We start from the raw sequence: 21,519 nt of genomic DNA, 5'->3' as shown, positions 1-21,519 counted from the left end.
TACATAGCCCCTTTCACCTTGACATTTATGCCGTGTTCCCGAAATATGCCCAGACACCATTTTTTGACCAGAGATGACGAAATGCGGTTCAACGGGTTGAAACGAAAGCACAAAAAAAGCCTGAAATTCGGGCCTGCCGACGTTCGCGCGTAACCTCTCATCCCTGAGAAGCTTCAAACCCCGGTTGCGCACATCGTACCGGGGTTTTTTATTGCCATATGCGCGTCATTTAGGAGAAGGAGATCCCATGTTTCAAGGTTCAATCGTTGCGTTGATCACCCCGTTTCGACAGGGAAAGCTGGATGAAGAGGCGCTGCTGCGTCTGGTGGAGTGGCATATCGAGCAGGGTACTCACGGCATTGTGCCGGTCGGTACCACGGGTGAGAGCCCGACCCTGACCCACGACGAGCACTGCCGGGTGGTGGAGCTGGTGGTCAAACAGGTCGCTGGCCGTATTCCGGTGATTGCCGGAGCGGGCTCCAACAATCCGGTCGAGGCGATCGAATATACCCAGTATGCCGAGCGGGTCGGTGCAGATGCCACCCTGCATGTGGCCGGTTACTACAACCGCCCCAATCAGGAGGGGCTCTACCACCACTTCAAGGCAGTGCACGACGCAACCAGCAAACCCATCATCGTCTACAACATTCCGCCGCGCGCCATCGTTGACGTGCAGCCCGCCACTCTGGCCCGTCTGGCCGAGCTGCCACGGATTGCCGGGGTGAAAGATGCCACCGGCGACTTGGCCCGCCCCTGGACCGAGCGCCAGCTGATCAAAAAGCCTTTCGCCTGGCTCTCCGGTGAAGATGCCACTGCGGTTGCTTACAACATCGGCGGTGGTCAGGGTTGTATCTCGGTGACCGCTAACGTGGCGCCCAAGCTGGTAGCCGAGGTGCAGAACCTCACGCTGGCGGGCAAGTGGCAAGAAGCGCGTAAGCTGCAAGACCGGCTGATTCCGCTCCATCAGGCGATGTTTGCCGAGCCGAGCCCGGCTGGTGCCAAATATGCCGCTTCTCTGCTCGGATTCTGCAGCGAGGAGTGCCGCCTGCCGGTGATGCCGCTGTCGGAAGCGACCCGCGAGCGCATTCGCAGCGCCATGCAGCAGCTCAACCTGCTGTAATGCAAAACGGGTGAGCCAAGGCTCACCCGTTTTGTTTTTGGCTTTTGTTTCTGGCCTTTATTTACGACATCGCCCCACTCAGGCTGCGTGATGCAGCCAGGCGGCGATGGCCAGCTGCAACTCGACATACGCCGGATAGAGGAAGAGATCGGCCAGTTCGGCAGGCCACTCGTTTTGCTCGTCCGATTGGGCTTGCAGATGGGCGTGCAGGCTGGTCAGAGCTGGCAGCCAAGGTGCGGGTTGTGGCAGCGCGGCCGCACTGCGGGCGACCAGATCGATCCCCTGGCACAGGGCTGCGAGTGCCTGCTGTTGAATGCCTTTATCCTGAGGATGCTCCAGCCTGAGCTGCTCGTGATGCTGCCAGTGGCGCAGCCCCTCGCTTACCCCCGTTATGCCATCCATACCTTCATGTTCGACCAGCGCCTGCAGGGCCAGCGGTTTGCCAAGACCAGCCAGTCGATAGCCGCGCTGGGCCTTGGATTGGGCGCCAAGGCGCAGCCCGCCGCTCCTGGCGAGGCGTTGGGCCAGTGCAAACAGCGCCACGGTGGCACCGGATTTGAGCTCCAGTTCCAGCTCGTTGATGGTGGTGCTGCCCTGACTGCCGACTATCTCTCCCTGATCCCAGGCCAGCTCAATCTCGGCCCCCTCGAAGGCGATCAGCCAGTGGCGGCGCAGGAAGTCGGTGCGAAACTGGGCGACCAGCTGCTGCTGAATGTGGTCGCGCTCGGTCAGGGTCGGCCAAATCTCATCGGGAAAGGCCGAGAGGGTCGGCAGATCGCCGCTCACGGGAGCGTTGTACTCGGGTCTGGCATGCAGGCCGCCCACCACCTGGCCACGGCATTTGATGGTCTGCTCGGCGAAGGCATCGCAGCGGCGAATGCGCAGCCCCATGTCCAGACGACGCAGGGCAAGGGTCGGCGTGTCGAAATAGACGTTGCCGAGCTGCTGTTGTGATGATTCTTTAATCTCAAGAGAATTCAGCAGGTTGGATAACTCGGCTTGAATGTCGCGGGCGACAAAAAACTTTATCTCGATCTCAGTTTGCATAGTCATTCCGGGCTGGCAGGCAACTTTGGGGGGCAGGATTCGGGTCGCGGGGATATAATGCCCGCGAGACGACTAGATTAATTCGCGGTTTAATTGAGGGCGCAGTTCGGTTACCATGCGCGCCTCATAAAATCGTATCGAGTGTTTTTTCACCGACACAGGTTTGGCCATGCCAGTAAATACTATTTTGGGGCTTTTTGCCAAGTCCCCCATCAAGCCGCTGCAGAAGCATATCGTCAAGGTTCACCAGTGCTCCCAGCAGTTGGTTCCCTTCTTTGACGCCGTTGCCGAAGACCGTTGGGAAGATGCCGAGAAGATCCGGCAGCAGATCGCCCAACTGGAAAAAGAGGCAGATACCCTCAAGCGTGAAATCCGTCTGAAACTGCCTCGCGGCCTGTTCCTGCCGGTTGCACGTACCGACCTGCTGGAGCTGTTGACCCAGCAAGACAAGATTGCCAACCGTGCCAAGGATATCTCCGGCCGCATGCTTGGCCGTCGCATGGAGTTCCCCGCCGAAATGCGGACGGATTTCATGGCTTACCTCAAACGTTGTATTGATGCGACCGCTCAGGCCGAGAAAGCGATCGGGGAGCTCGACGAGCTGCTCGAGACCGGCTTCAAAGGACGGGAAGTGGAAATGGTTGCCGAGATGATCCATCAGCTGGATCTGATCGAGGACGATACAGACACCATGCAGATCGGACTGCGCCAACAGCTGCAAGCGGTTGAGCACAATTACAATCCGATCGATGTGATGTTCCTTTACAAGATCCTCGAATGGGTAGGTGACCTGGCAGATCAGGCCGAGCGCGTAGGCGCCCGTCTGGAACTGATGCTGGCTCGTTCGTAATCGACTGACTGGGTAAACACTATTAATGGACATTATCGCGAATTACGGCACCACTCTGGTGCTCGTGGCGGCCTTGTTCGGCTTTTTGATGGCTTGGGGCATTGGCGCGAATGACGTGGCCAACGCCATGGGGACATCGGTCGGCACCAAATCCCTGACCATCCGTCAGGCGATCATCATTGCCATGATCTTCGAATTTGCCGGTGCCTATCTGGCCGGTGGCGAAGTGACGGCCACCATCCGTAACGGCATCATCGACAGCAATGCGTTTGTCGATAGCCCGGACCTGCTGGTGCTCGGCATGATCGCCTCCCTGCTGGCGGCAGGCGCCTGGTTGATCCTCGCCTCCTACTTCGGCTGGCCTGTCTCCACCACTCACTCCATCATCGGCGCCATCGTCGGTTTTGCGGTGGTGAGCATTGGCCCGGAAGCGGTGCAGTGGAGCAAGTTTGGCGGCATCGTCGGCTCCTGGGTCATCACCCCGGCCATCTCAGGTGTCATCGCCTACTTCATGTTCATCAGCGTGCAGAAGCTTATCTTCAACACCGATGATCCCCTGAACAACGCCAAGCGCTATGTGCCGTTCTACATGTTCCTGACTGCGCTGGTGATCTGTCTGGTGACCATCAAGAAGGGGCTGACCCACGTCGGTCTGCACTTGAGCGATGGCGAGGGCATTCTGCTTTCCATCGCCATCTCCATCGCAGTGGCGTTTGCCGGCTGGATCTACATTCGCGGCCAGAAGTACAACCCGCAGGATGACAGCAAGATGCACTTCGCCAACGTGGAGAAGGTGTTCGGCATCCTGATGGTGATCACCGCCTGTGCCATGGCCTTTGCCCACGGCTCCAACGATGTGGCCAACGCCATCGGCCCGCTCTCTGCGGTGGCCTCTATCGTGGCTTCCGGTGGCGAGATTTCCAGTCAGGCAGCCATTGCCTGGTGGATCCTGCCCCTCGGCGGTATCGGTATCGTGATCGGTCTGGCGACCATGGGCGAGAAGGTTATGGCGACGGTCGGTACCGGCATCACTCACCTGACCCCGAGCCGTGGTTTTGCTGCCCAGCTGGCGACTGCCGCGACCGTAGTGATTGCCTCCGGTACCGGTCTGCCCATCTCCACCACCCAAACCCTGGTCGGTGCTGTGATGGGTGTTGGTCTGGCGCGCGGCATTGCGGCGCTGAACCTGGGGGTACTGCGCAACATCGTGGTCTCCTGGATCATCACCCTGCCTGCCGGTGCCATTCTGGCTATCGCCATCTTCTACGTGCTGCAGGCCTGCTTCTCCTAATCGAAGCGGCATTCAGCAAAAAGCCCGAGTCATCGACTCGGGCTTTTTTATTGTGTGCGGGAGCTGAGGTGTTGCTCCCTTTGCATATTTCCCTTAGAGGCTGGCGCAGATCTGCCACAGATCGTACTGGATAGCGGCGGCGGTCACTTCCCGACCCGCCCCCGGTCCCTGGATCACCAGTGGGTTGGTGCGGTAGCTGTCGCTCTCGATGGCGAAGATGTTGTCGCATGGCAACAGGTTGGCAAACGGGTGGTGGGGCTCCAGCGCCTCCAGTCCGACCCGCGCCTTGCCGTCATGCTCGAAGCGGGCCACGTAGCGCAGCACCTTGCCCAGGCGCTTGGCTCCCTCGAAGGCGGTCTGGATCGGGCCATCCAGCTCTTTCAGTCTGTCCATGAACTGATCGGCGGTCACCTTGCGCAGCGTGACGGGCACCAGATTCTCCAGCTCGATATCGGCGGAGTCGAGCTCGAAGCCTGCTTCCCGCGCCAGAATAAGCAGCTTGCGCCGCACATCCTGGCCGGAGAGATCTTCGCGGGGATCCGGTTCGGTCAGGCCGTGCTGCCACGCCTCATCCACCAGCTCGGAGAAGGGGCGGGTGCCGTCATACTGCTGGAACAGCCAGGAGAGGGTGCCGGAGAAGATGCCGGAGACCCCCTGAATGCGGTCGCCGCTCTGGCGCAGCATCTGGATGCTGGACTGGATTGGCAACCCGGCACCCACGGTGGCGTTGTAGCGCCACTGTACCTGATGGTCACGGCAGGTCTGTTTGATGCGCTGGTAGAACTCGCTGTCGGCGGCGCCAGCAAACTTGTTGGCGGCGATGATGTGAATGCCGAGCTGGGCAAAATCCGGATAGTAGCGGCTCACCGTTTCGCTGGCGGTCATGTCCAGCGCAATCAGCGCGTCGAAGCCGTGCTGCTCAAGCTGGGAGAGCAACTCCGGCCAGATCAGCGGTTTTGGGTTGAAGTTGTCCTGTACCTTGAGGGGGTTGAGTCCCTCTTCATCCAGCAGGCCCCCTTCCGAGCTGAACACCCCGTAGAGGGTGAGCGCCAGATTGAGCTCATGTTCCAGCCGTGCCTTTTCACGGGCGTAGAGGCTCAGCCAGTGGCCGCCGATATTGCCCTTGCCGAACACCACCAGTCCGACCCGGGTCGGGCGGCTGAACAGGGCGCTGTGCAGGGCGATGAGCAGCGGCTCCAGCACTACCTGACGCAACACGGCCACCAGACTCAGGCCATCTCTGGCCACCTGTACGAACTCCAGCGGCTGATCTGCCAGTAGCTGATAGAAGCGGTGGCACTGCTCCGCGTTGTCGGTGACACCGGCGCCGACCAGCGCCACCAGACTGTACCCCTCTTTCTGGATGAGGCCGGTGAAGTTCCCTTGCAACTGAAAGTCCCGCAGCAGCTCGAAGGCGCCCTGTGCTACCTCAAGGGTATAGGCGAGACGCAGGATCCGGCGATCCGGCTGGCGCTGCAGGGTGAGCGGGTTGAGACGGTGACGAGCCAGATGGGCCTCGATGGTGGCCACCGTCTGCTCGTAGTTGGTTTGCGGCAGCACCTTCAGCTCGATGAGGGCGATCTGATCCACCGAGGAGACGATGCGGGCGCCACCGGAGCGGGGGGCGCGGCGCAGGATATGGGTGCAGCCCTCGTCCGGGTTGTAGCTGCAGCGCAAAGTGAGGCGCTGGCGGCTGTCGGCCACCGGTTGCAGGGTGCGCGAGTGCAGCACCGAGGAGCCAAGGCGGGCCAGCTCGTTGGCTTCGGCGAGGCTCAGGCGCTCCAGCAGACGCGCTTCTTTCACCCGGCGCGGGTCGGCGCTATAGACCCCGGCCACATCGCTCCAGATGGTGGTGGATTCGCCGTCCGCCAGCAGCGCCAACAGGCTGGCGCTGTAGTCGGATCCATTGCGACCGAGCAGCAGGGAGCGCCCCTCCATGTCGGCGGCGATAAAGCCGGTTACCACGATGCGACCGGCATGCTCCGCCAGTCGCGCCTTGAGCAGTTCGCTGGAGAGCGCAGTATCTACCTTGACCAGAGCGCCATCCTCGGCGCGCAGGAAACTGCGGGCATCGAGCCAGATAGCCTTGTCGCTGCGGCTGGTGAGCAGGGCCGCCAGCAGGCGCGCCGACCACACTTCGCCAAAAGCGAGCAGGCCGTTGCGGGCGAAGCGATCAAACTGCCCTTCAAGCGTTTTGGCGATCAGTTGCATGTCGTCGGCCAGCTGCTTGCTCAGATCGAGCTGCAGTTCACCCTCCAGCAAGCCGTCGATTAGGCTCTGCTGATAGGCCTGCAGGGCAGAGATGGCTTCACCGGCGGCTTCGTCCCCCGCTTCGGCCAGCTCCACCAGCTGGATCAGCCGGTTGGTGGTCTTGCCGGCGGCGGAGACCACGATCAGCTCGTCGCCACCCACCTGTTGTTCAACGATGCTGGCGACCCGGCGATAACAGACCGGATCCGCCAGACTGCTGCCACCAAATTTGTGGACGTGACGTCGTTTCAATCCTGCTTCTGCTGCCACCGCGATCTCTCCTTGTTGCTGCTGTTCCATTACTTCGCTACCTGTTCTGCCTGCTGCGCCTGTTCAAAAGCCTGAGCCAGATCGGCCACCAGGTCTTCACCGTGTTCAATACCGACCGACAACCGCAGCAGTTGGGCGCTGATGCCTGCTGCCTGCTGCGCCGCCGGGGTCATGGCCCTGTGGGTCATGCTGGCCGGATGGGCCACCAGACTCTCTACCCCGCCGAGGGACTCGGCCACCGAGAAGAGGGTGAGGGCCGCGAGGAAGGCGCGAATGCCTGCCTCGTTGCAATCGAGTTCAAAACTTAGCATGGCGCCGAAGCCGGACTGTTGACGGCGCGCAATGTCGTGGCCCGGATGGCTCGGCAGGCTGGGGTGATAGATGCGTTTCACCAGCGGCTGCTGTTGCAGGAAGGCGAGGATGCGGTCGGTGTTCTCCTGATGGGTGCGCAATCTGGGGGCCAGAGTGCGCAGGCCGCGCAGGGTGAGGTAGGAGTCGAACGCCCCGGAGGTGAGCCCCAGACAGTTGGCCCACCACACCAGCGACTCGGCCAGTGCCGCCTCCTTGGCAATCGCCACTCCGCCCACCACATCGGAGTGACCGTTGATGTACTTGGTGGTGGAGTGCACCACCACGTCGGCACCAAGAGCGAGCGGCTGTTGCAGCAGGGGGGAGAGGAAGGTGTTGTCCACCACCACCTGCGCACCCACCTCGTGGGCGGCGCTGGCAATGGCGCTGATATCCACCACCCGCAGCAGCGGGTTGGAGGGGGTCTCGACCCATACCAGCGCAGGCTTCTGGGCCAGTGCGGCGGCCAGAGCGGCCTCATCCCCCAGATCGACAAACTGCACCCGGTAGTGGCCCTTGGCCGCCAGATACTCGAACAGGCGCCAGGTGCCGCCGTAACAGTCGTGGGGGGCAATCAGCAGATCCCCAGCCTTGAGCAGTGCAGTGGTGACCAGATGGACGGCCCCCATGCCGGTGCCGGTGACCACGGCGCCAGCGCCCCCTTCCAGCGCCGCCAGCGCGTCCGCCAGATTGGTGCGGGTCGGATTGCCGGAGCGGGCATAATCGTATTGACGGGGCTCGCCAAAGTCGGCAAAGGTGTAGTTGCTGGAGAGGTAGATGGGGGGCACCACGGCACCGTGCTGTGTGTCTGTCTCAATCCCGGTGCGAACCGCCAGGGTGGCCTTGTGGGTCATATCACTCTCCTTGATGTCTCTTCACACGCCGGCATCTTGCTGCCACGCGCCATCCCGCCATTGCGGGCTCATGGACAACCACACTACGCCAGCTTAAAAAAGCCGTCAACACTTCCAGACGTCTAAATGGCTTTGCTGTTGGATTGCCATTAATTTCCTTAAGGGTTAAAATCCGCGCTCACGGCTAAATGAGAACAGGTGAGTCATGGGAACAGAGTGGAACGGCGACTACGTCAGCCCCTACGCGGAACACGGTAAGAAGAGCGAACAGGTCAAGAAGATTACCGTCTCGATCCCGCTCAAGGTGTTGAAAGTGTTGACCGATGAGCGCACCCGCCGTCAGGTGAACAACCTGCGTCATGCGACCAACAGCGAGCTGCTCTGTGAAGCCTTCCTGCACGCTTTCACCGGCCAGCCGCTCCCTTGCGACGAAGATTTGCGCAAGGATCAACCGGACAGTGTCCCGGCCGAAGCGCGCGCCATCATGGAAGCGCTGGGCAAAGAGATCGAAGATTTCGACAAAGAGTAAGCGATTTGCAATGAACAAGAGGCGACCCGTGGGTCGCCTCTTGTCGTTTCAGCCGCCCCGTTTACGGGGCTGTTGTTATTTCAACAGGCTGAAGATCAGCGCCGATACCGCCAGCGAGCCGGTCAGCAGGATAAAACCGTTGGTCCAGCCGTGACGGAAGCGGGCCAGCGCCTCCACCTTGTAGATGGCAATCACCGGCATGATAAACAGGATCATGGCGATGACCGGGCCGGAGAGGGTCTCCATCAGCCCCAGAATACCCGGGTTGATGACGGCGGCGCCCCAGATGGCGAAGAACATCAGGGCGATGCCCAGCTTGTCCGCCTTGGCCAGCGGCAGGCCGGTGGGCTTGGCGATCAGGCTTTTCAGGCTTTCGCGGGCACCGAGGAAGTGGCCGAGGAAGGAGGAGCTGATAGCGATAAAGGCGATGAGCGGCCCTAGAGTCACGATCACCGGGTTGTCGGTGATGTTGGCGAGATAGGAGAGCACAGAGACGTTCTGGGCCTTGGCTTCAGCCAGCTGGGCTGGCGAGAGGCTCAGCACGCAGGAGAAGACGAAGAACAGCACGAAGCCCACCAGCATTACTGTGGTGTTGCGCAGGATCAGGCCGCTCTTGGCTTCTGCCTGCTCGCCATATTCCCGACGCTGCACGTTGGCAAAGCCGGAGATGGCGGCGGCGTGGCTGAAGGCGAACACGGTCACTGGCAGCGCCAGCCAGACGGTGTTGAGGAAGCTGACTCCTTCAAACGCGGTCACTTCCGGCCACTGCCACTGAGGGATCAGGTAGCAGGAGAGGGCCGCCAGAATGGCCGCCAGCGGATAGACCATAAAGGCGAAGGCGCGCAGCATCGCTTTCTCACCCGCCAGCATCACTGCGATCATGGCGAATACCAGTACGCCGGAGAGCATCACCCGATCCGGAGCCGCCATGCCGAGCTGGTTGACCATAAAGCTCTCTACCGTATTGGTCAGCCCGACCCCGTAGATGAGCAGGATCGGGAAGATGGAGAGGAAGTAGAGCGCCGAGATGAGGCGACCGGCCATCTTGCCGAAATGCTCCTCCGCCACTTCAGTGAAGTCGGCGTGGGGGCGTGACGATGAGAGCACGAAGCGCGCCAGCCCGCGGTGGGCCAGGAAGGTCATGGGGCCTGCCAGTACCGCGACGATGACGAGAGGCCAGATCCCGCCCAGACCCAGATTGATGGGCAGGAACAGGATACCGGCGCCAACGGCGGTGCCAAACAGACTGATGACCCAGTGGGTGTCGTGACGGCGCCAGCGGGTGGTGCTGGACGTGGTGGAGCCGGAACCGGATAGCTCCTTGGTAGCCTCTACAGATAAACTCATTACTAATTCACTTTTTGTTAGTGTTTTAATCTGAGTTCATTGTGGTTTATCGGGATTTAATTCTCAAAAAGCGAGACTGAAACATATCACTGCCATTGCGGGGTTTAGCCAGCGAGATTGGGAATGGAATCTGGATCGCAGAATGAAACAAAACTGATATTTGTAATTTATGTGAAATATAAAACCAAAATTTGATCTACTGTCATTTTTTTATTTTGGCTAATCAGGTGTTTTCAGAATTACGTGAAAAATCGTACCATTTCTCGCCGACCGATTGTGATGTTTCACTATCATTTTGCCGCTTTGCCAGCGTATCACGCTGTTCAAGAGCGCCTTGACCAGCGGATCACACCGGCCATCACCCCGGACAACGACTCTGAAAAAGCAGGCGGCCATCGGGCCGCCTGCTTGTCTGGTGTGATGATATCGCTACTCGTCTAGTGGGCCAGAATGCTGCCCCAGGCGAGATCCGGATCCCCCATCACGATAAAGTCAGGGTTCTCCAGCGACTCGGTTTCGTTGTAACTGAGTGGCTGCAACGCCAGGCTGAGGATACGGCCACCGGCTGCCTCGACGATGCACTGGGCGGCGGCGGTGTCCCACTCGCCGGTGGGGCCGAGCCGCACGTAGCAATCGGCCGCTCCTTCCGCCACCAGACAGGATTTGAGGGAGCTGGAGCCGAGCGGGATCAGCTCGTAGTTGATGGCCGGGTTGAGACGGCGGGTGAGGTTTTCCAGCTTCTGGCGGCGGCTGATGGCTACTACCAGCGAGTCGGGCTGGTCATGCTCGTGGTGCATGGCGCTGATGGGCAACACCTCGCCATTCACCTCCTTGAAGGCGCCGTAGCCGCGCACCGCCCAGTAGAGCACGTTGGACTCGGGAGCATAGATGACCCCGAGCACCGGCACATTGTCCCGCACCAGGGCGATCAGGGTGGCGAAGTCGCCGCTGCCCGCGATAAATTCGCCGGTGCCGTCGAGGGGGTCCACCAGCCAGTACTGCCGCCAGTTGGATCGCTGGCTGAAGGGGATATCGGCCGCCTCTTCGGTCAGCACGGGAACGTGGGGAGTGAGCGCCGAGAGCGCCTGTTTGAGGTAGGCATCGGCAGCAAGATCGGCACTGGTGACCGGGGTCGCATCCTCCTTCAGCTGACGCTCGAACTGACCGCCATGATAGATGTCGTGAAGGATCCTTCCGGCTTCGCGGGCAATCTCCTTGACCCCCGGCACCCAGGCCAACAACTCCTGCATCTCGTTATCCTCTGTCTGTTAACTGCCCGTCTGCGGGCTACTCTGCCTGCTCCGCCAGCCACTTTTGGGCCAAGAGCAGGGCACTGATGCTGCGCGACTCGGTGAAGTCGGGTCGCGCCAGCAATTCGTCGATCCGGTTTAGCGGCCAGGGGATCACCTCCAGCGGTTCGGGTTCATCGCCGATCCGCTGCTCTGGGAAGAGATCCCGCGCCAGTAAAATGTCCATCCGGCTGGAGAAGTAACCGGGGGCCAGCGACACCTGTTTGAGCAGGGTTAGGCTGCTGGAGCCAAAGCCCGCCTCCTCCATCAGCTCCCGGTTGCCCGCCTCGAAGGCATCTTCACCGGGGTCGATCAGCCCCTTGGGAAAGCCCAGCTCGTAGGAGTGGGTGCCCGCGGCATATTCGCGCACCAGCAGCAGGGTGTGGGCATCGAACAGCGGTACCACCATGACGGCGCCCCGGTTGCCGCCGCGCATCCGCTCGTAGACCCGCTCTTCGCCGTTGGAGAATTTTAGGTGTAGCGATTCCACCTTGAACAGTCGGCTCTCGGCTACGATATCGGCCTTGAGGATCTCCGGCTTGCTCTTGGGGTGATCCAGTTGGTCGGCTGAGATGTGCTCGGGTTTGCTCTTGTGGGGGTCGCTCATCGGACGCTGGCTGCTCGTTAAAAAATCGTGCTTCAAGAGTAAACGACTCTCACACCGAACACCACGGGCCAGGGATGGTAAAGGGGGAGGAAAAATCCGCTATACTGCCGCTCCATTTCTTTCGCGACACCGAGATCAAGAGACCCGATGCCACACTCCCGCTCCACCACCTTGCCCTGGCACCAGATAGATACCGTCTTGCTCGATATGGATGGCACCCTGATCGATCTGCATTTTGACAACCACCTCTGGCAGCAGCTGGTGCCGGAGCGTTACGCCGAGCGGCTCGGTCTGCCGCTGGATGAAGCCAAAGCGCAGATCGACGTCCACTATCACGCCGTCAACGGCACCCTCAACTGGTACTGCGTGGATTACTGGAGCGAGACCCTGGGGCTCGATATTCGTGCCCTCAAGCAGGAGCTGCTGGCGAAGATCCAGTGGCGTCCCCACGCCATCCCCTTTCTGGCCGAGCTGCGCGCCGCGGGCAAGCAGCTGGTGCTTTTCACCAACGCCCACCCCGCCAGCCTGTCGGTGAAGGATGCGCAGTTGGGGCTGAGCGAGCATCTGGATCTGATGGTGAGTACCCATGAGCTGGGCTGGTCGAAGGAGAGCCAGCATTGCTGGCAGGCGCTGGCACAGCGGCTGGTGTTCGATCCGGCCCGCACCCTGTTTGTGGATGACAGCGAGCGGATCCTGCGGGCCGCCGCCGACTATGGCATCGGCTATCAGCTGGCGATCCAGAATCCGGACAGCTGCAAGCCGGAGCAGAACATCACCGCTTTTCCGGCGATCCGCGATTATGCGGAGTTGCTGCCGCTGGCAATCTGAATTTGCTGAAACGAGAGAGGGCTGCATCATGCAGCCCTCTTTCTTTGATTTGAATTTTGGTTATCTGACGCCTGATGGCGAAAAATCACAGCTCCCGGAACGGGCGCCGTTTTTCTTCCTCAATGACGATCGCCTCCAGATTGGCGATCCGCTCCTGCAATTCTCTGATGATCATATCCTGCTTGCCGAGGCGGTCGGTGATGCGGGCATCCCCCATCTGATAGCGAGCCCGCTTGCCGAGATATCCGAACAATACGCTGATAAATACGATCAGGACGATGCCTGTCCACATGGTCATGTCACGACTCCTTGTCGTCTATAAACGGCGAAAACGCTGATGGGATCCGTTCTGTTTTCTCATAGCCGCCAATTGGCCGCAATGGGGCCCATTGTCCCTTTGTGACGCAGACAGCTATTGCTGCCAGAGTGGCCGACCGACCCAGAGCGCCCACAGGGTGAGGTGCAACAGCACGATAAACCAGAAGACCAGCCGGTAGCTGCGCTTCTGGGTCTTGTGACGCAGCCACTGGCGGGCCACCAGAGCGCCCGGCCAGCCGCCGCACAGCTCCAGCAGATGGAGCCTAGATTCGGGAATGCGCCATTCACCCCGTACCGCCTGCCGCTTGTCCCAGGCGTAGGCTGCCACTGTCAGCAGACTCATGGTCAGCAGTGCGACCAGCGGCCACCACTGCTGTTCGCCGAGGCCGAGCCAGAGGGCGGCGCCCAGTGGCAGCAGCGCCAGCGCCATCACTGGGCCAGCTCCCAGCAGCGCTCCTCGTCCTGCTTGAGGGGGCGGATCACCCTGGCCGGATTGCCCACCGCCACCGAGTCGGCCGGGATGTCGCGGGTGACCACGGCGCCGGCACCTATGATGGAGCGCGGCCCTATGGTGACGCCGGGGCAGATGATGGCGCCGCCGCCAATCCAGCAGTCGTCACCGATCCGCACCGGCTTGTTGTAGGCGGTCCAGTTGCGTCGCTCCAGATAGTTCATGGTGTGGGTGGCGGTGTAGATCTGCACGTTGGGGGCCAGCAGCACATGGCTGCCGATGTGCACTTCGCCCACGTCGAGAATGGTGACGTTGAAGTTGAAGAAGGTCTTCTCGCCGATATGAATGTTGCGGCCAAACTCGCAGGTGAAGGGAGTGCTGATCCAGCAGGAGTCGGGGCAGTGGCCAAAGAGCTCGCGGCAGATCTGCTGGCGCAGAGGGCCATCTCCCGCCGATGAACCATTGAGCCGGGCCAGCAACGCCTGACCGCGGATCCGGTCGTTGGCTATCTCCTCGCTCTGGCTATTCAGTGCCCCGCCAGCCAGTACCTTGTCCCAGTCGCTCGCCATTGCTACCTCCTCATGCTGCAAGAACAGGCAGTATACGTGACTGTCAGGGGCGCCGTCAGTCTGTCACTTGTTGCAGGTGATCCCCGTCAACCTGCGGGCCAGACGAGGGGCAGGATCAGCAGGGCCGAGACGAAGTAGGGGAGCAGCACCCGCAGCCCCAGACTGCGACCACCGATGCCGAGTGCCAGCAACCCCTTCACCAGCGAGTTGACCAGCCCTGCGAGCAGGATGCCGCGGGCAGCCACCTCCAGCGCCAGCTCCTTGTGGGAGAGCTGGGAGAGCGACAGCGTGATGGCGTCCACGTCGGTGATCCCCGACACCAGCGACAGCAGATAGACCCCCGAGTTGCCTACCTTGTCTTGCAGCAGCGTTGCCATAAAGCCGATCAACGCCAGCAGCAGGCCGAACTTGATGGCGGTGGCCAGATCGAGCGGGTTGCTGGTTTCCGGCTGTACCGGGCCGTCTGTCAGCTCCTCGCGCTGGCGCCAGAACCAGAAGGCGAAGCCGTAGACTGTGGTGGACAGCAGCAGCAGGGGGGCGACGAGGCGCATCGCCAGCCCGCTGTGAATGAGCAGCACCAGCACCAGCAGCCGCAGCCACATGGTGGCCCCCGCCAGCAGGATGCCGGTAGCCAGCAGCCGCTCCAGCCCGCCCTGCTCCTTGTTGAGGCGAGCGAACTGCAGGGTGAGAGCGGTGGAGGAGGCCAATCCCGCCAGTATGCTGGTGAGCACCAGCCCGGCGCGAGTGCCGAGCAGGCGTACCGCGAAGTGGCCACAAAACGAGATGCCGGCGATCACCACCACCATCAGCCAGATCTTGAAGGGGTTGAAGGCATCGAGAGGGCCCATCTCCTCGTTGGGCAGCACCGGCAGCAGCACCAGCGAGATAAGCAGAAAGCGCAGGGTAGCGTGGAATTCGGTCTCGCTGAGAAACAGCATCCCCTGCTGGATCTGTCCCTTCAAGCCCATCAGCAGGGCGGCCAGCACGGCGCAGGCCACCGCTTCGCTCGGGCTCAGCAGCACCGACATCAGTCCCAGCAAATAGGTGAGCAGCATGGCTACCGAGCTGGTGAGGCCGAACTCCCCCTGCCAGCGCTGGGCCAGCCAGACCGAGAGGCCGCAGCCGATCACCACCGCCAGCAGGCCGAGCAGCGGCAGCCAGGGGCCCAGGGTGGGCAGCAGCAAACCGCACACCCCGCCGAGCAGGCCGATGAGGCCGTAGGTCCGCATCCCGGCGATGCGCTGGTTATCCCCCAGCTGGCGCACCTGCCAGCCCCGCTCCAGCCCGATGATAAGGCCGATGGCCAGCGAGACCAGGGCTCCGTTGACCGGTTCTGCATTGATCCACATAACGACTTCCTTTTCGTCATCTGCCTGCCTTGTTCCCATGATGGCACAGGACGTAAGCAGGCAGAGGGGCATGGCTCACAGAGTCTGCGTCCGGCTTCCGGTGCGGGTGGCTGAGTTGATATGAGCAAAAGAGATAAGCAAAGAGTTATTTCTTTCTTCTGGGCATAACAACTCCACGGCATGCTGTTCTCAACCCAACAAGATATGGAGAATCACCATGAAACTGCGAATGACCGCCCTGACCCTGCTCTCTCTGCTGGCATTTGGTCAGGCCAATGCCGCCGAGATCCGCCTGCTCAACGTCTCTTACGATCCGACCCGCGAGCTGTTTCAGGAGTACAACGCCGCCTTTGCCAAGGAGTGGAAGGCGAAGACCGGTGACGACGTGGTGGTGAGCCAGTCTCACGGTGGCTCCGGCAAGCAGGCTCGCGCCGTGGTGGATGGGCTGGAAGCCGACGTGGTATCGCTGGCGCTCGCCTACGATGTCAACGCCATCGCCAAGGCGGGGCTGACCGCTGCCGACTGGCAGAGTCGCCTCGGCAACAACGCCTCGCCCTATACCTCCACCATTGTCTTCCTGGTGCGCAAGGGCAATCCCAAGCAGATCAAGGATTGGGATGATCTGGTGCGCAAGGATGTCGCCATCGTGACTCCCAACCCCAAGACCTCCGGCGGGGCCCGCTGGAACTATCTGGCCGCCTGGGGCTATGCCCTGAAGAAGAGCGGCAGTGAAGAGGGGGCCAAGCAGTTTGTTGGCGATCTATTCAAGAACGTGAAGGTGCTGGACTCCGGCGCCCGCGGTGCCACCACCAGCTTTACCGAGCGCGGTCTCGGTGACGTGCTGCTGGCGTGGGAGAACGAAGCCCTGCTGGTGCTTGGTCAGGCGGGTGCCAGCGACAAGTTCGAGCTGGTGGTGCCTTCAGTCTCCATTCTGGCGGAGCCGCCGGTCGCGGTGGTGGACAAGGTGGCCAAGAAGCACGGTACCGAAGCGGTGGCCAAGGCCTATCTCGATTATCTCTACTCTGACGAGGGGCAGCATATCGTCGCCAAACATCACTATCGCCCCAGCAACCCGGCGATCCTGAAGGAGACGGCAGCCCAGTTCCCGCAGCTTGCCTTCTTTACCGTCAAGGATCTGGAAGGGGATTGGGAGAAAGCCCAGAAGAAACACTTCGCCCAGGGTGGTTTGTTTGACCAGATCTATCAGCCGGGTCGTTGATAGCTTCGTTATCCATCACTGAACTGGCCCCTGTGCCAGCCGATAGGAGCACCAAGATGAACAAGATCCTCCTGGTTCCCGGTCTGCACAACAGTGGGCCGGATCACTGGCAGAGCCGCTGGCACGATCATTTTCCCCAATGGCAGCGGATGACCGGGTTGCCGTGGGACAAGCCGGACCTCAGGGTCTGGAGTGCCAAGCTGGCGAGCAAGCTGAAACGTCGACGCAGCCGAGTTCATCTGGTGGCTCACTCTTTTGGCGCGCTGACCGCCATTGCGGCGGCCCGCTTGCAGCCGGAGAAGGTGGCCTCGATCTTTCTGGTGGCGCCCGCCGATCCCGCCCGTTTTGGCATTGCGGATGAGGCCTTGGCCGGGCCGCTGCAGGTGTCGGCCCAGCTGGTGGCCAGCCGCAATGATCCCTGGATGAGCTTTGAACGGGCCGAATACTGGAGCCGTCAGTGGCAGGTGCCGCTGTTCGATGCCGGTGAGGCGGGCCATATCAATGCCCAGTCAGGTCATGGGGACTGGCATCAGGGGCTGCATTTGCTGGGGGCACTCTACCGCCGTGGTGAGCTGGTAGTGGCACCGGTCAAGGCCGCATCGCCCCGGCCGGTCGTATTGGGCTTTCGCTAGGTATCTGTGAAGTGGTTGGAGGGTTGGCGAGCGCGCTGTTCGCTGGCTACTCCATGCCCCCGTTCTTTGAATGCTCCGCTCCGTATTGCTCCATTTCTTAGGTCTTTTATTTATATAAAAGACCTTTTTTTATTTGGATCGCTCTAAAAGCCTTGTCCCACCGTTGTTAGATAAAAAAGTAATTAGCAAAGTCGCAAATGGTGTTTGTTGCCGATGAGGGGAGTGAGCAGAATCACCATATCGAAAATTCTTCATAACAGATGGATGTGTTATGCGATTTGGTTCTTATTCTGTCCTGCCCGGTTTTGGCCCCACCTTGGGGTTCAGCCTGCTCTATCTGGGCCTGCTGGTGCTGTTGCCGCTCTCGGCCCTGGTGCTGTTTGCGATCAACAACCTGACCGCCGCCGAGTTCTGGCAGGTGATAGGTTCACCCCGGGTGCTCGCCTCCTTTCGCCTGAGCTTCGGTGCGGCCTTTGTCGCGGCGCTGCTCAACAGCCTGTTTGGCCTGATCCTGGCCTGGATCCTGGTGCGCTACACCTTCCCCGGTCGTCGTCTGGTGGATGCGCTGATCGACCTGCCATTTGCCATGCCGACCGCCGTTTCCGGCATCGCCCTGTGCGCCATCTTCGCCCCCAACGGCTGGATCGGCCAGTTGCTGGCGCCGCTCGGCATCCAGCTCGCCTACAACCCTATCGGGGTGGTCATCGCACTCACCTTTATCGGATTGCCGTTTGTGGTGCGTACCCTGCAGCCGGTGCTGCGGGAGGCTGAAACCGAGCAAGAGGAGGCGGCCGCCAGCCTCGGCGCCGATCGCTGGCAGACCTTTCTGCGGGTGCTCTGGCCGACCCTGGTGCCTGCCCTGCTCACCGGTTTTGCGCTGGCGTTTGCCCGCGGGGTGGGGGAGTACGGCTCCGTCATCTTCATCGCCGGCAACCTGCCGATGGTCTCGGAAATCGCGCCGCTGATGATCATGAGCCACCTGGAAGAGTATGACTACGCCGGTGCCTCTGCCATTGCCGTGGTGATGCTGCTGATCTCATTCATTTTGTTACTGCTAATCAACAAGTTGCAGGCCTGGAGCTGGTCTCGCATCGGAGGGAGCCGGATATGAGTTCATCTGCTATCGCCATTGAGGTGGCCCCGGTGGAGGTGACCCCCGCTCGCAAGGCGCCGGTCGTGATCCGTGAACCCCAGTGGGTCAAGTGGCTGCTCATCACGGTGGGTCTCGGCTGGTTTGCCGCCCTGTTGCTGCTGCCGTTGGCAACCGTCTTTATTCAGGCGCTGACGCCGGGGCTGGCTTTTTTCTGGCACGCCATCAGCGAGCCGGACGCTCTGAGTGCCCTCGGTCTCACCGCGCTGGTGACGCTCTGTGCGGTTCCTCTCAACCTGCTGTTCGGGATTGCGGCGGCCTGGGCCATCGCCCGTTTCCGCTTCCCCGGTCGGCAGCTGCTCATCACCATCATCGATCTGCCCTTCTCGGTGTCGCCAGTGATCGCCGGTCTGATGCTGGTGTTGATGTTCGGCAGCCGTGGCTGGTTCGGTGACTGGCTGAGCGAACACGACATCAAGATCATCTTCGCCACCCCGGGGATCATCTTGGCCACCACCTTCATTACCGTGCCCTTCGTGGTGCGCGAGCTGCTGCCCCAGATGGAGGCGCGCGGCCCGGAAGAGGAAGAGGCGGCCATCATGTTGGGGGCGAGCGGCCTGCAGATGTTCTGGCGCGTCACCCTGCCCGGCATTCGCTGGAGCCTGATGTATGGCCTGCTGCTCTGTACCGCCCGCGCGGTCGGGGAGTTTGGCGCGGTGTCGGTGGTCTCCGGCCATATTCGCGGCCAGACCAATACCCTGCCGCTGCATATCGAGATCCTCTACAACGAGTACCAGACCGGCGCCGCCTTCGCGGTGGCAAGCCTCTTGGCTCTGTTCGGGATCTTCACCCTGCTGGGTGAAACCCTGTTGGCCCGGCTGCGTGCCCAGCCCACCAAATCTCACTGATCACCGTTTTAAAGAGGCAGCCATGAGCATTCAGGTTCAACAACTCAACAAGCATTTCAATCAGTACGCGGCGCTGGCAGACATCAACCTCGACTTTCACGACGGTGAGCTGGTGGCCCTGCTTGGCCCCTCCGGCTGTGGCAAGACTACCCTGCTGCGGATCATCGCCGGGCTGGAGCAGGCCGACTCTGGCCACGTCATCATCCGTGGCGAGGATGCCTCGGATCTCCATGTGCGTGAGCGCAACGTCGGCTTCGTGTTCCAGCACTACGCCCTGTTTCGCCACATGACGGTATTCGAAAACGTGGCGTTTGGCCTGCGGGTCAAACCGCGCAGCGAGCGCCCGGCCGAGGCGGCCATTCGTGCCCGGGTCAAAGAGCTGCTGGATCTGGTGCAGCTCAGCCACGTGGCCGAGCGCTATCCGACCCAGCTCTCAGGCGGTCAGCGCCAGCGGGTTGCGTTGGCCCGCGCGCTGGCGGTGCAGCCCAAGGTACTGCTCTTGGACGAGCCCTTCGGCGCCCTCGATGCGCAGGTGCGCAAGGAGCTGCGCCGCTGGCTGCGCGAGCTGCACGACGAGCTGCACGTCACCAGCCTGTTCGTCACCCACGATCAGGAGGAGGCGCTGGAGGTAGCGGATCGGGTGGTGCTGATGAATGCCGGACGGGTCGAGCAGATCGGCACCCCGGCCGAGGTCTACGACCAGCCCGCCAGCTCCTTCGTCCACAGCTTCCTCGGCAGTGTGAACCAGTTCCGCGGTCGGGTGGCGGAGCAGGGATTCGGTGTCGGCGAGCAGCTGCTCGGCGGGCCGTCGGCTTCCCATCTGGCTCACGGCAGTGCCGCCATCGCCTATGTCCGCCCCCATGAACTGGAGATCTTGCCAGCCGATGCGCCGGGCGGGATCCGCGCCACCATTACCCGTCTGCTGCCCATGGGACCACGCATTAGGGTGGAGCTGCGTGGCGATGGCGAAACCAAAGGGGCCCACTACGAGGCGGAGCTGACCAAGGAGGCGGCCAAGCAGTTTGTTCCGGGTCAGGGGGTCAAGCTGGTGGCCAGACAGGCGCAGTTCTATCCCGATTATCAGATTTGATGCTGTGTTGCGGGCGGTGTGGCCGCCCGGTTCAGGCGCTCTGCCGGGGCATGATCCGGCCAAATAACAAAAATGAGAGGGGCGAGCAGATTGTGTCGCCCACTCTTCGCAGGAGGCGACAAGGTGAATTTTCAGCAGTTACGAATTATCCGGGAGGCAGCGCGGCGGGATTACAACCTGACCGAGGTGGCCAACGCCCTTTTTACCTCGCAATCCGGGGTGAGTCGCCATATCCGCGAGCTGGAAGAGGAGCTGGGGATCGAACTATTTATACGCTACGGCAAGCGGCTGCTCGGTATGACCGAGCCTGGCAAGGAGCTGCTGGTGATTGCCGAGCGCATTCTCAATGACGCCAACAACATCCGCAAACTGGCCAGCACCTTTGCCAACCGCGACTCGGGCCGCTTGCTGGTGGCGACCACCCATACTCAGGCCCGCTATGCCCTGCCGCGGGTGGTGAAGGCGTTTCGCGAGCAGTTCCCGCTGGTGCAGCTGGAGCTTCGTCAGGGCAGCCCGGAGGAGATAGTGCGGCTGGTGCAGACCGGCGAGGTGGATATCGGCATCAGCAGCGAGCAGCTCGACAAGAGCGAAGGGGTGGTGGCATTCCCCTACTACCGCTGGCACCACAACATCGTGGTGCCCGAGCAACATCCGCTGGCAGGCGAGCGGGATCTGACGCTGGCGGCGCTGGCCAACTGGCCTATCGTCACCTATCAAGCCGGGTTGACCGGGCGGGTGCGGGTGGATGAAGCCTTTGCTGCGGCTGGCATTGAACCGCAGATCCTGCTGACGGCGCAGGACTCCGATGTCATCAAGACCTATGTCGAGCTGGAGATGGGGGTCGGCATACTGGCCGACATGGCGTTCGACGCGCAGCGCGATCAGGGGCTGGTACAGCTCGACGGCAGCCATCTGTTTGCCCCCCATACCGCCTGGATTGGCCTCAAGCAGGGGCAGTTCCAGCACAACTTTGCCTGGCAGTTTATCCAGCTCTGCAACCCCGAGCTGGCGCTGGCGGATATTCAGGCCCGCGCCATGGGCAGCGAGCCTGCCCTCGACTTCCAGATTTGAATCGGAAGAGAAGCCCAGAAGGGGAGCCAATGGCTCCCCTTCCTTATTGCTGGCAGATGAGATTGCCAGCGAAAACAGACGGCTTCATATGAATTTTTTCACTTAGGTTTGCCAGTTAATTTTGTTTGTTATCCGGTACTTGGGTTGCAGGATGGAATAAGTGACTGACCAAAGTCGATCCATTCAGGATAA

The 21,519-nt window shown here is 61.3% G+C and carries 21 protein-coding genes; 11 read left to right on the top strand and 10 right to left on the bottom strand.

What is annotated here, in order from left to right; genetic code table 11:
* Positions 1 to 247: 247 nt before the first annotated feature.
* On the top strand, positions 248 to 1,120 hold the full coding sequence (dapA, locus tag G5332_RS15470) for a 4-hydroxy-tetrahydrodipicolinate synthase (RefSeq protein ID WP_421249675.1): 873 nt from the start codon (positions 248 to 250) through the stop codon (positions 1,118 to 1,120).
* A gap of 78 nt (positions 1,121 to 1,198) precedes the next feature.
* Here dapA and G5332_RS15465 read toward each other — a convergent pair whose 3' ends face one another.
* A complete protein-coding gene (locus G5332_RS15465; protein WP_421230947.1) occupies positions 1,199 to 2,167 on the bottom strand; it encodes an inorganic triphosphatase in 969 nt (322 codons plus the stop codon).
* Positions 2,168 to 2,336: 169 nt separating this feature from the next.
* On the opposite strand from G5332_RS15465, the gene G5332_RS15460 reads away from it, so the two are divergent.
* Both G5332_RS15460 and G5332_RS15455 read left to right on the top strand, forming a co-directional pair.
* Positions 2,337 to 3,017, top strand: a complete 681-nt coding sequence (locus G5332_RS15460; RefSeq protein WP_005340244.1) for a TIGR00153 family protein — start codon at positions 2,337 to 2,339, stop codon at positions 3,015 to 3,017.
* A 25-nt stretch (positions 3,018 to 3,042) separates the two neighbouring features.
* A complete protein-coding gene (locus tag G5332_RS15455) occupies positions 3,043 to 4,308 on the top strand; it encodes an inorganic phosphate transporter (RefSeq protein ID WP_005343043.1) in 1,266 nt (421 codons plus the stop codon).
* Positions 4,309 to 4,401: 93 nt separating this feature from the next.
* On the opposite strand, the gene G5332_RS15450 is transcribed toward G5332_RS15455, so the two are convergent.
* Positions 4,402 to 6,858: a bifunctional aspartate kinase/homoserine dehydrogenase II gene (locus G5332_RS15450; RefSeq protein ID WP_421311353.1), complete on the bottom strand. Its 2,457-nt coding sequence runs from the start codon at positions 6,856 to 6,858 to the stop codon at positions 4,402 to 4,404.
* The gene (metB, locus tag G5332_RS15445; protein ID WP_421311351.1) at positions 6,858 to 8,030 is read right to left on the bottom strand and encodes a cystathionine gamma-synthase; all 1,173 of its coding nucleotides are present in this window, start codon (positions 8,028 to 8,030) and stop codon (positions 6,858 to 6,860) included. Before metB ends, G5332_RS15450 begins: the two co-directional genes overlap by 1 nt.
* Positions 8,031 to 8,235: 205 nt before the next feature.
* Between metB and metJ the strand changes: the two genes are divergently transcribed.
* Positions 8,236 to 8,559 (top strand): met regulon transcriptional regulator MetJ, encoded by a 324-nt coding sequence (gene metJ / locus G5332_RS15440; RefSeq protein WP_005340251.1) that lies wholly within the window; start codon positions 8,236 to 8,238, stop codon positions 8,557 to 8,559.
* Between the two features lie 75 nt (positions 8,560 to 8,634).
* On the opposite strand, the gene G5332_RS15435 is transcribed toward metJ, so the two are convergent.
* The 3 genes from G5332_RS15435 to nudE all read right to left on the bottom strand — a co-directional run bounded on the left by G5332_RS15435 (position 8,635) and on the right by nudE (position 11,802).
* Positions 8,635 to 9,906 carry an aromatic amino acid transport family protein gene (locus tag G5332_RS15435; RefSeq protein ID WP_139478336.1) on the bottom strand — a complete coding sequence of 424 codons (1,272 nt, stop codon included), beginning with the start codon at positions 9,904 to 9,906 and terminating at the stop codon, positions 8,635 to 8,637.
* A gap of 437 nt (positions 9,907 to 10,343) precedes the next feature.
* Positions 10,344 to 11,156 carry a 3'(2'),5'-bisphosphate nucleotidase CysQ gene (gene cysQ, locus G5332_RS15430; protein WP_042053272.1) on the bottom strand — a complete coding sequence of 271 codons (813 nt, stop codon included), beginning with the start codon at positions 11,154 to 11,156 and terminating at the stop codon, positions 10,344 to 10,346.
* Between the two features lie 37 nt (positions 11,157 to 11,193).
* The gene (gene nudE / locus G5332_RS15425; RefSeq protein ID WP_257696371.1) at positions 11,194 to 11,802 is read right to left on the bottom strand and encodes an ADP compounds hydrolase NudE; all 609 of its coding nucleotides are present in this window, start codon (positions 11,800 to 11,802) and stop codon (positions 11,194 to 11,196) included.
* Positions 11,803 to 11,949: 147 nt separating this feature from the next.
* Here nudE and yrfG point away from each other — a divergent pair, with 147 nt between their 5' ends.
* Positions 11,950 to 12,630 carry a GMP/IMP nucleotidase gene (gene yrfG / locus G5332_RS15420; RefSeq protein WP_421311348.1) on the top strand — a complete coding sequence of 227 codons (681 nt, stop codon included), beginning with the start codon at positions 11,950 to 11,952 and terminating at the stop codon, positions 12,628 to 12,630.
* Positions 12,631 to 12,715: 85 nt separating this feature from the next.
* Here yrfG and G5332_RS15415 read toward each other — a convergent pair whose 3' ends face one another.
* The 4 genes from G5332_RS15415 to G5332_RS15400 form a co-directional block, all read right to left on the bottom strand.
* A complete protein-coding gene (locus tag G5332_RS15415) occupies positions 12,716 to 12,928 on the bottom strand; it encodes a hypothetical protein (RefSeq protein ID WP_005340264.1) in 213 nt (70 codons plus the stop codon).
* Positions 12,929 to 13,042: 114 nt separating this feature from the next.
* The gene (locus G5332_RS15410) at positions 13,043 to 13,381 is read right to left on the bottom strand and encodes a DUF1294 domain-containing protein (RefSeq protein WP_202002874.1); all 339 of its coding nucleotides are present in this window, start codon (positions 13,379 to 13,381) and stop codon (positions 13,043 to 13,045) included.
* Complete coding sequence (locus G5332_RS15405; protein ID WP_421311346.1) at positions 13,378 to 13,968, bottom strand: sugar O-acetyltransferase; 591 nt, start codon at positions 13,966 to 13,968, stop codon at positions 13,378 to 13,380. The genes G5332_RS15410 and G5332_RS15405 overlap by 4 nt, the downstream gene beginning before the upstream one ends.
* An 86-nt stretch (positions 13,969 to 14,054) precedes the next feature.
* Positions 14,055 to 15,317 (bottom strand): MgtC/SapB family protein, encoded by a 1,263-nt coding sequence (locus G5332_RS15400; RefSeq protein WP_421311345.1) that lies wholly within the window; start codon positions 15,315 to 15,317, stop codon positions 14,055 to 14,057.
* A gap of 217 nt (positions 15,318 to 15,534) precedes the next feature.
* On the opposite strand from G5332_RS15400, the gene G5332_RS15395 reads away from it, so the two are divergent.
* The 6 genes from G5332_RS15395 (at position 15,535) to cbl (ending at position 21,327) form a co-directional block, all read left to right on the top strand.
* The gene (locus G5332_RS15395) at positions 15,535 to 16,536 is read left to right on the top strand and encodes a sulfate ABC transporter substrate-binding protein (RefSeq protein WP_040067344.1); all 1,002 of its coding nucleotides are present in this window, start codon (positions 15,535 to 15,537) and stop codon (positions 16,534 to 16,536) included.
* 56 nt (positions 16,537 to 16,592) lie between these two features.
* Positions 16,593 to 17,168 (top strand): RBBP9/YdeN family alpha/beta hydrolase, encoded by a 576-nt coding sequence (locus G5332_RS15390; RefSeq protein WP_040067346.1) that lies wholly within the window; start codon positions 16,593 to 16,595, stop codon positions 17,166 to 17,168.
* A gap of 271 nt (positions 17,169 to 17,439) precedes the next feature.
* Positions 17,440 to 18,279, top strand: a complete 840-nt coding sequence (gene cysT / locus G5332_RS15385) for a sulfate ABC transporter permease subunit CysT (RefSeq protein ID WP_040067348.1) — start codon at positions 17,440 to 17,442, stop codon at positions 18,277 to 18,279.
* Positions 18,276 to 19,166, top strand: coding sequence for a sulfate ABC transporter permease subunit CysW (gene cysW, locus G5332_RS15380; RefSeq protein ID WP_040067350.1), 891 nt, complete (start codon positions 18,276 to 18,278; stop codon positions 19,164 to 19,166). The genes cysT and cysW overlap by 4 nt, the downstream gene beginning before the upstream one ends.
* Positions 19,167 to 19,188: 22 nt before the next feature.
* Positions 19,189 to 20,256 (top strand): sulfate/molybdate ABC transporter ATP-binding protein, encoded by a 1,068-nt coding sequence (locus G5332_RS15375; RefSeq protein ID WP_421255264.1) that lies wholly within the window; start codon positions 19,189 to 19,191, stop codon positions 20,254 to 20,256.
* A 123-nt stretch (positions 20,257 to 20,379) separates the two neighbouring features.
* Positions 20,380 to 21,327: an HTH-type transcriptional regulator Cbl gene (gene cbl / locus G5332_RS15370; RefSeq protein WP_040067353.1), complete on the top strand. Its 948-nt coding sequence runs from the start codon at positions 20,380 to 20,382 to the stop codon at positions 21,325 to 21,327.
* Positions 21,328 to 21,519: the final 192 nt, after the last annotated feature.

Source organism: Aeromonas sp. 603757, from assembly GCF_049171255.1.
Classification (GTDB): domain Bacteria; phylum Pseudomonadota; class Gammaproteobacteria; order Enterobacterales; family Aeromonadaceae; genus Aeromonas; species Aeromonas veronii_A.
The sequence above is the reverse complement of the archived record's forward strand: the minus strand, read 5'-3'. Positions and strand labels throughout refer to the sequence as shown.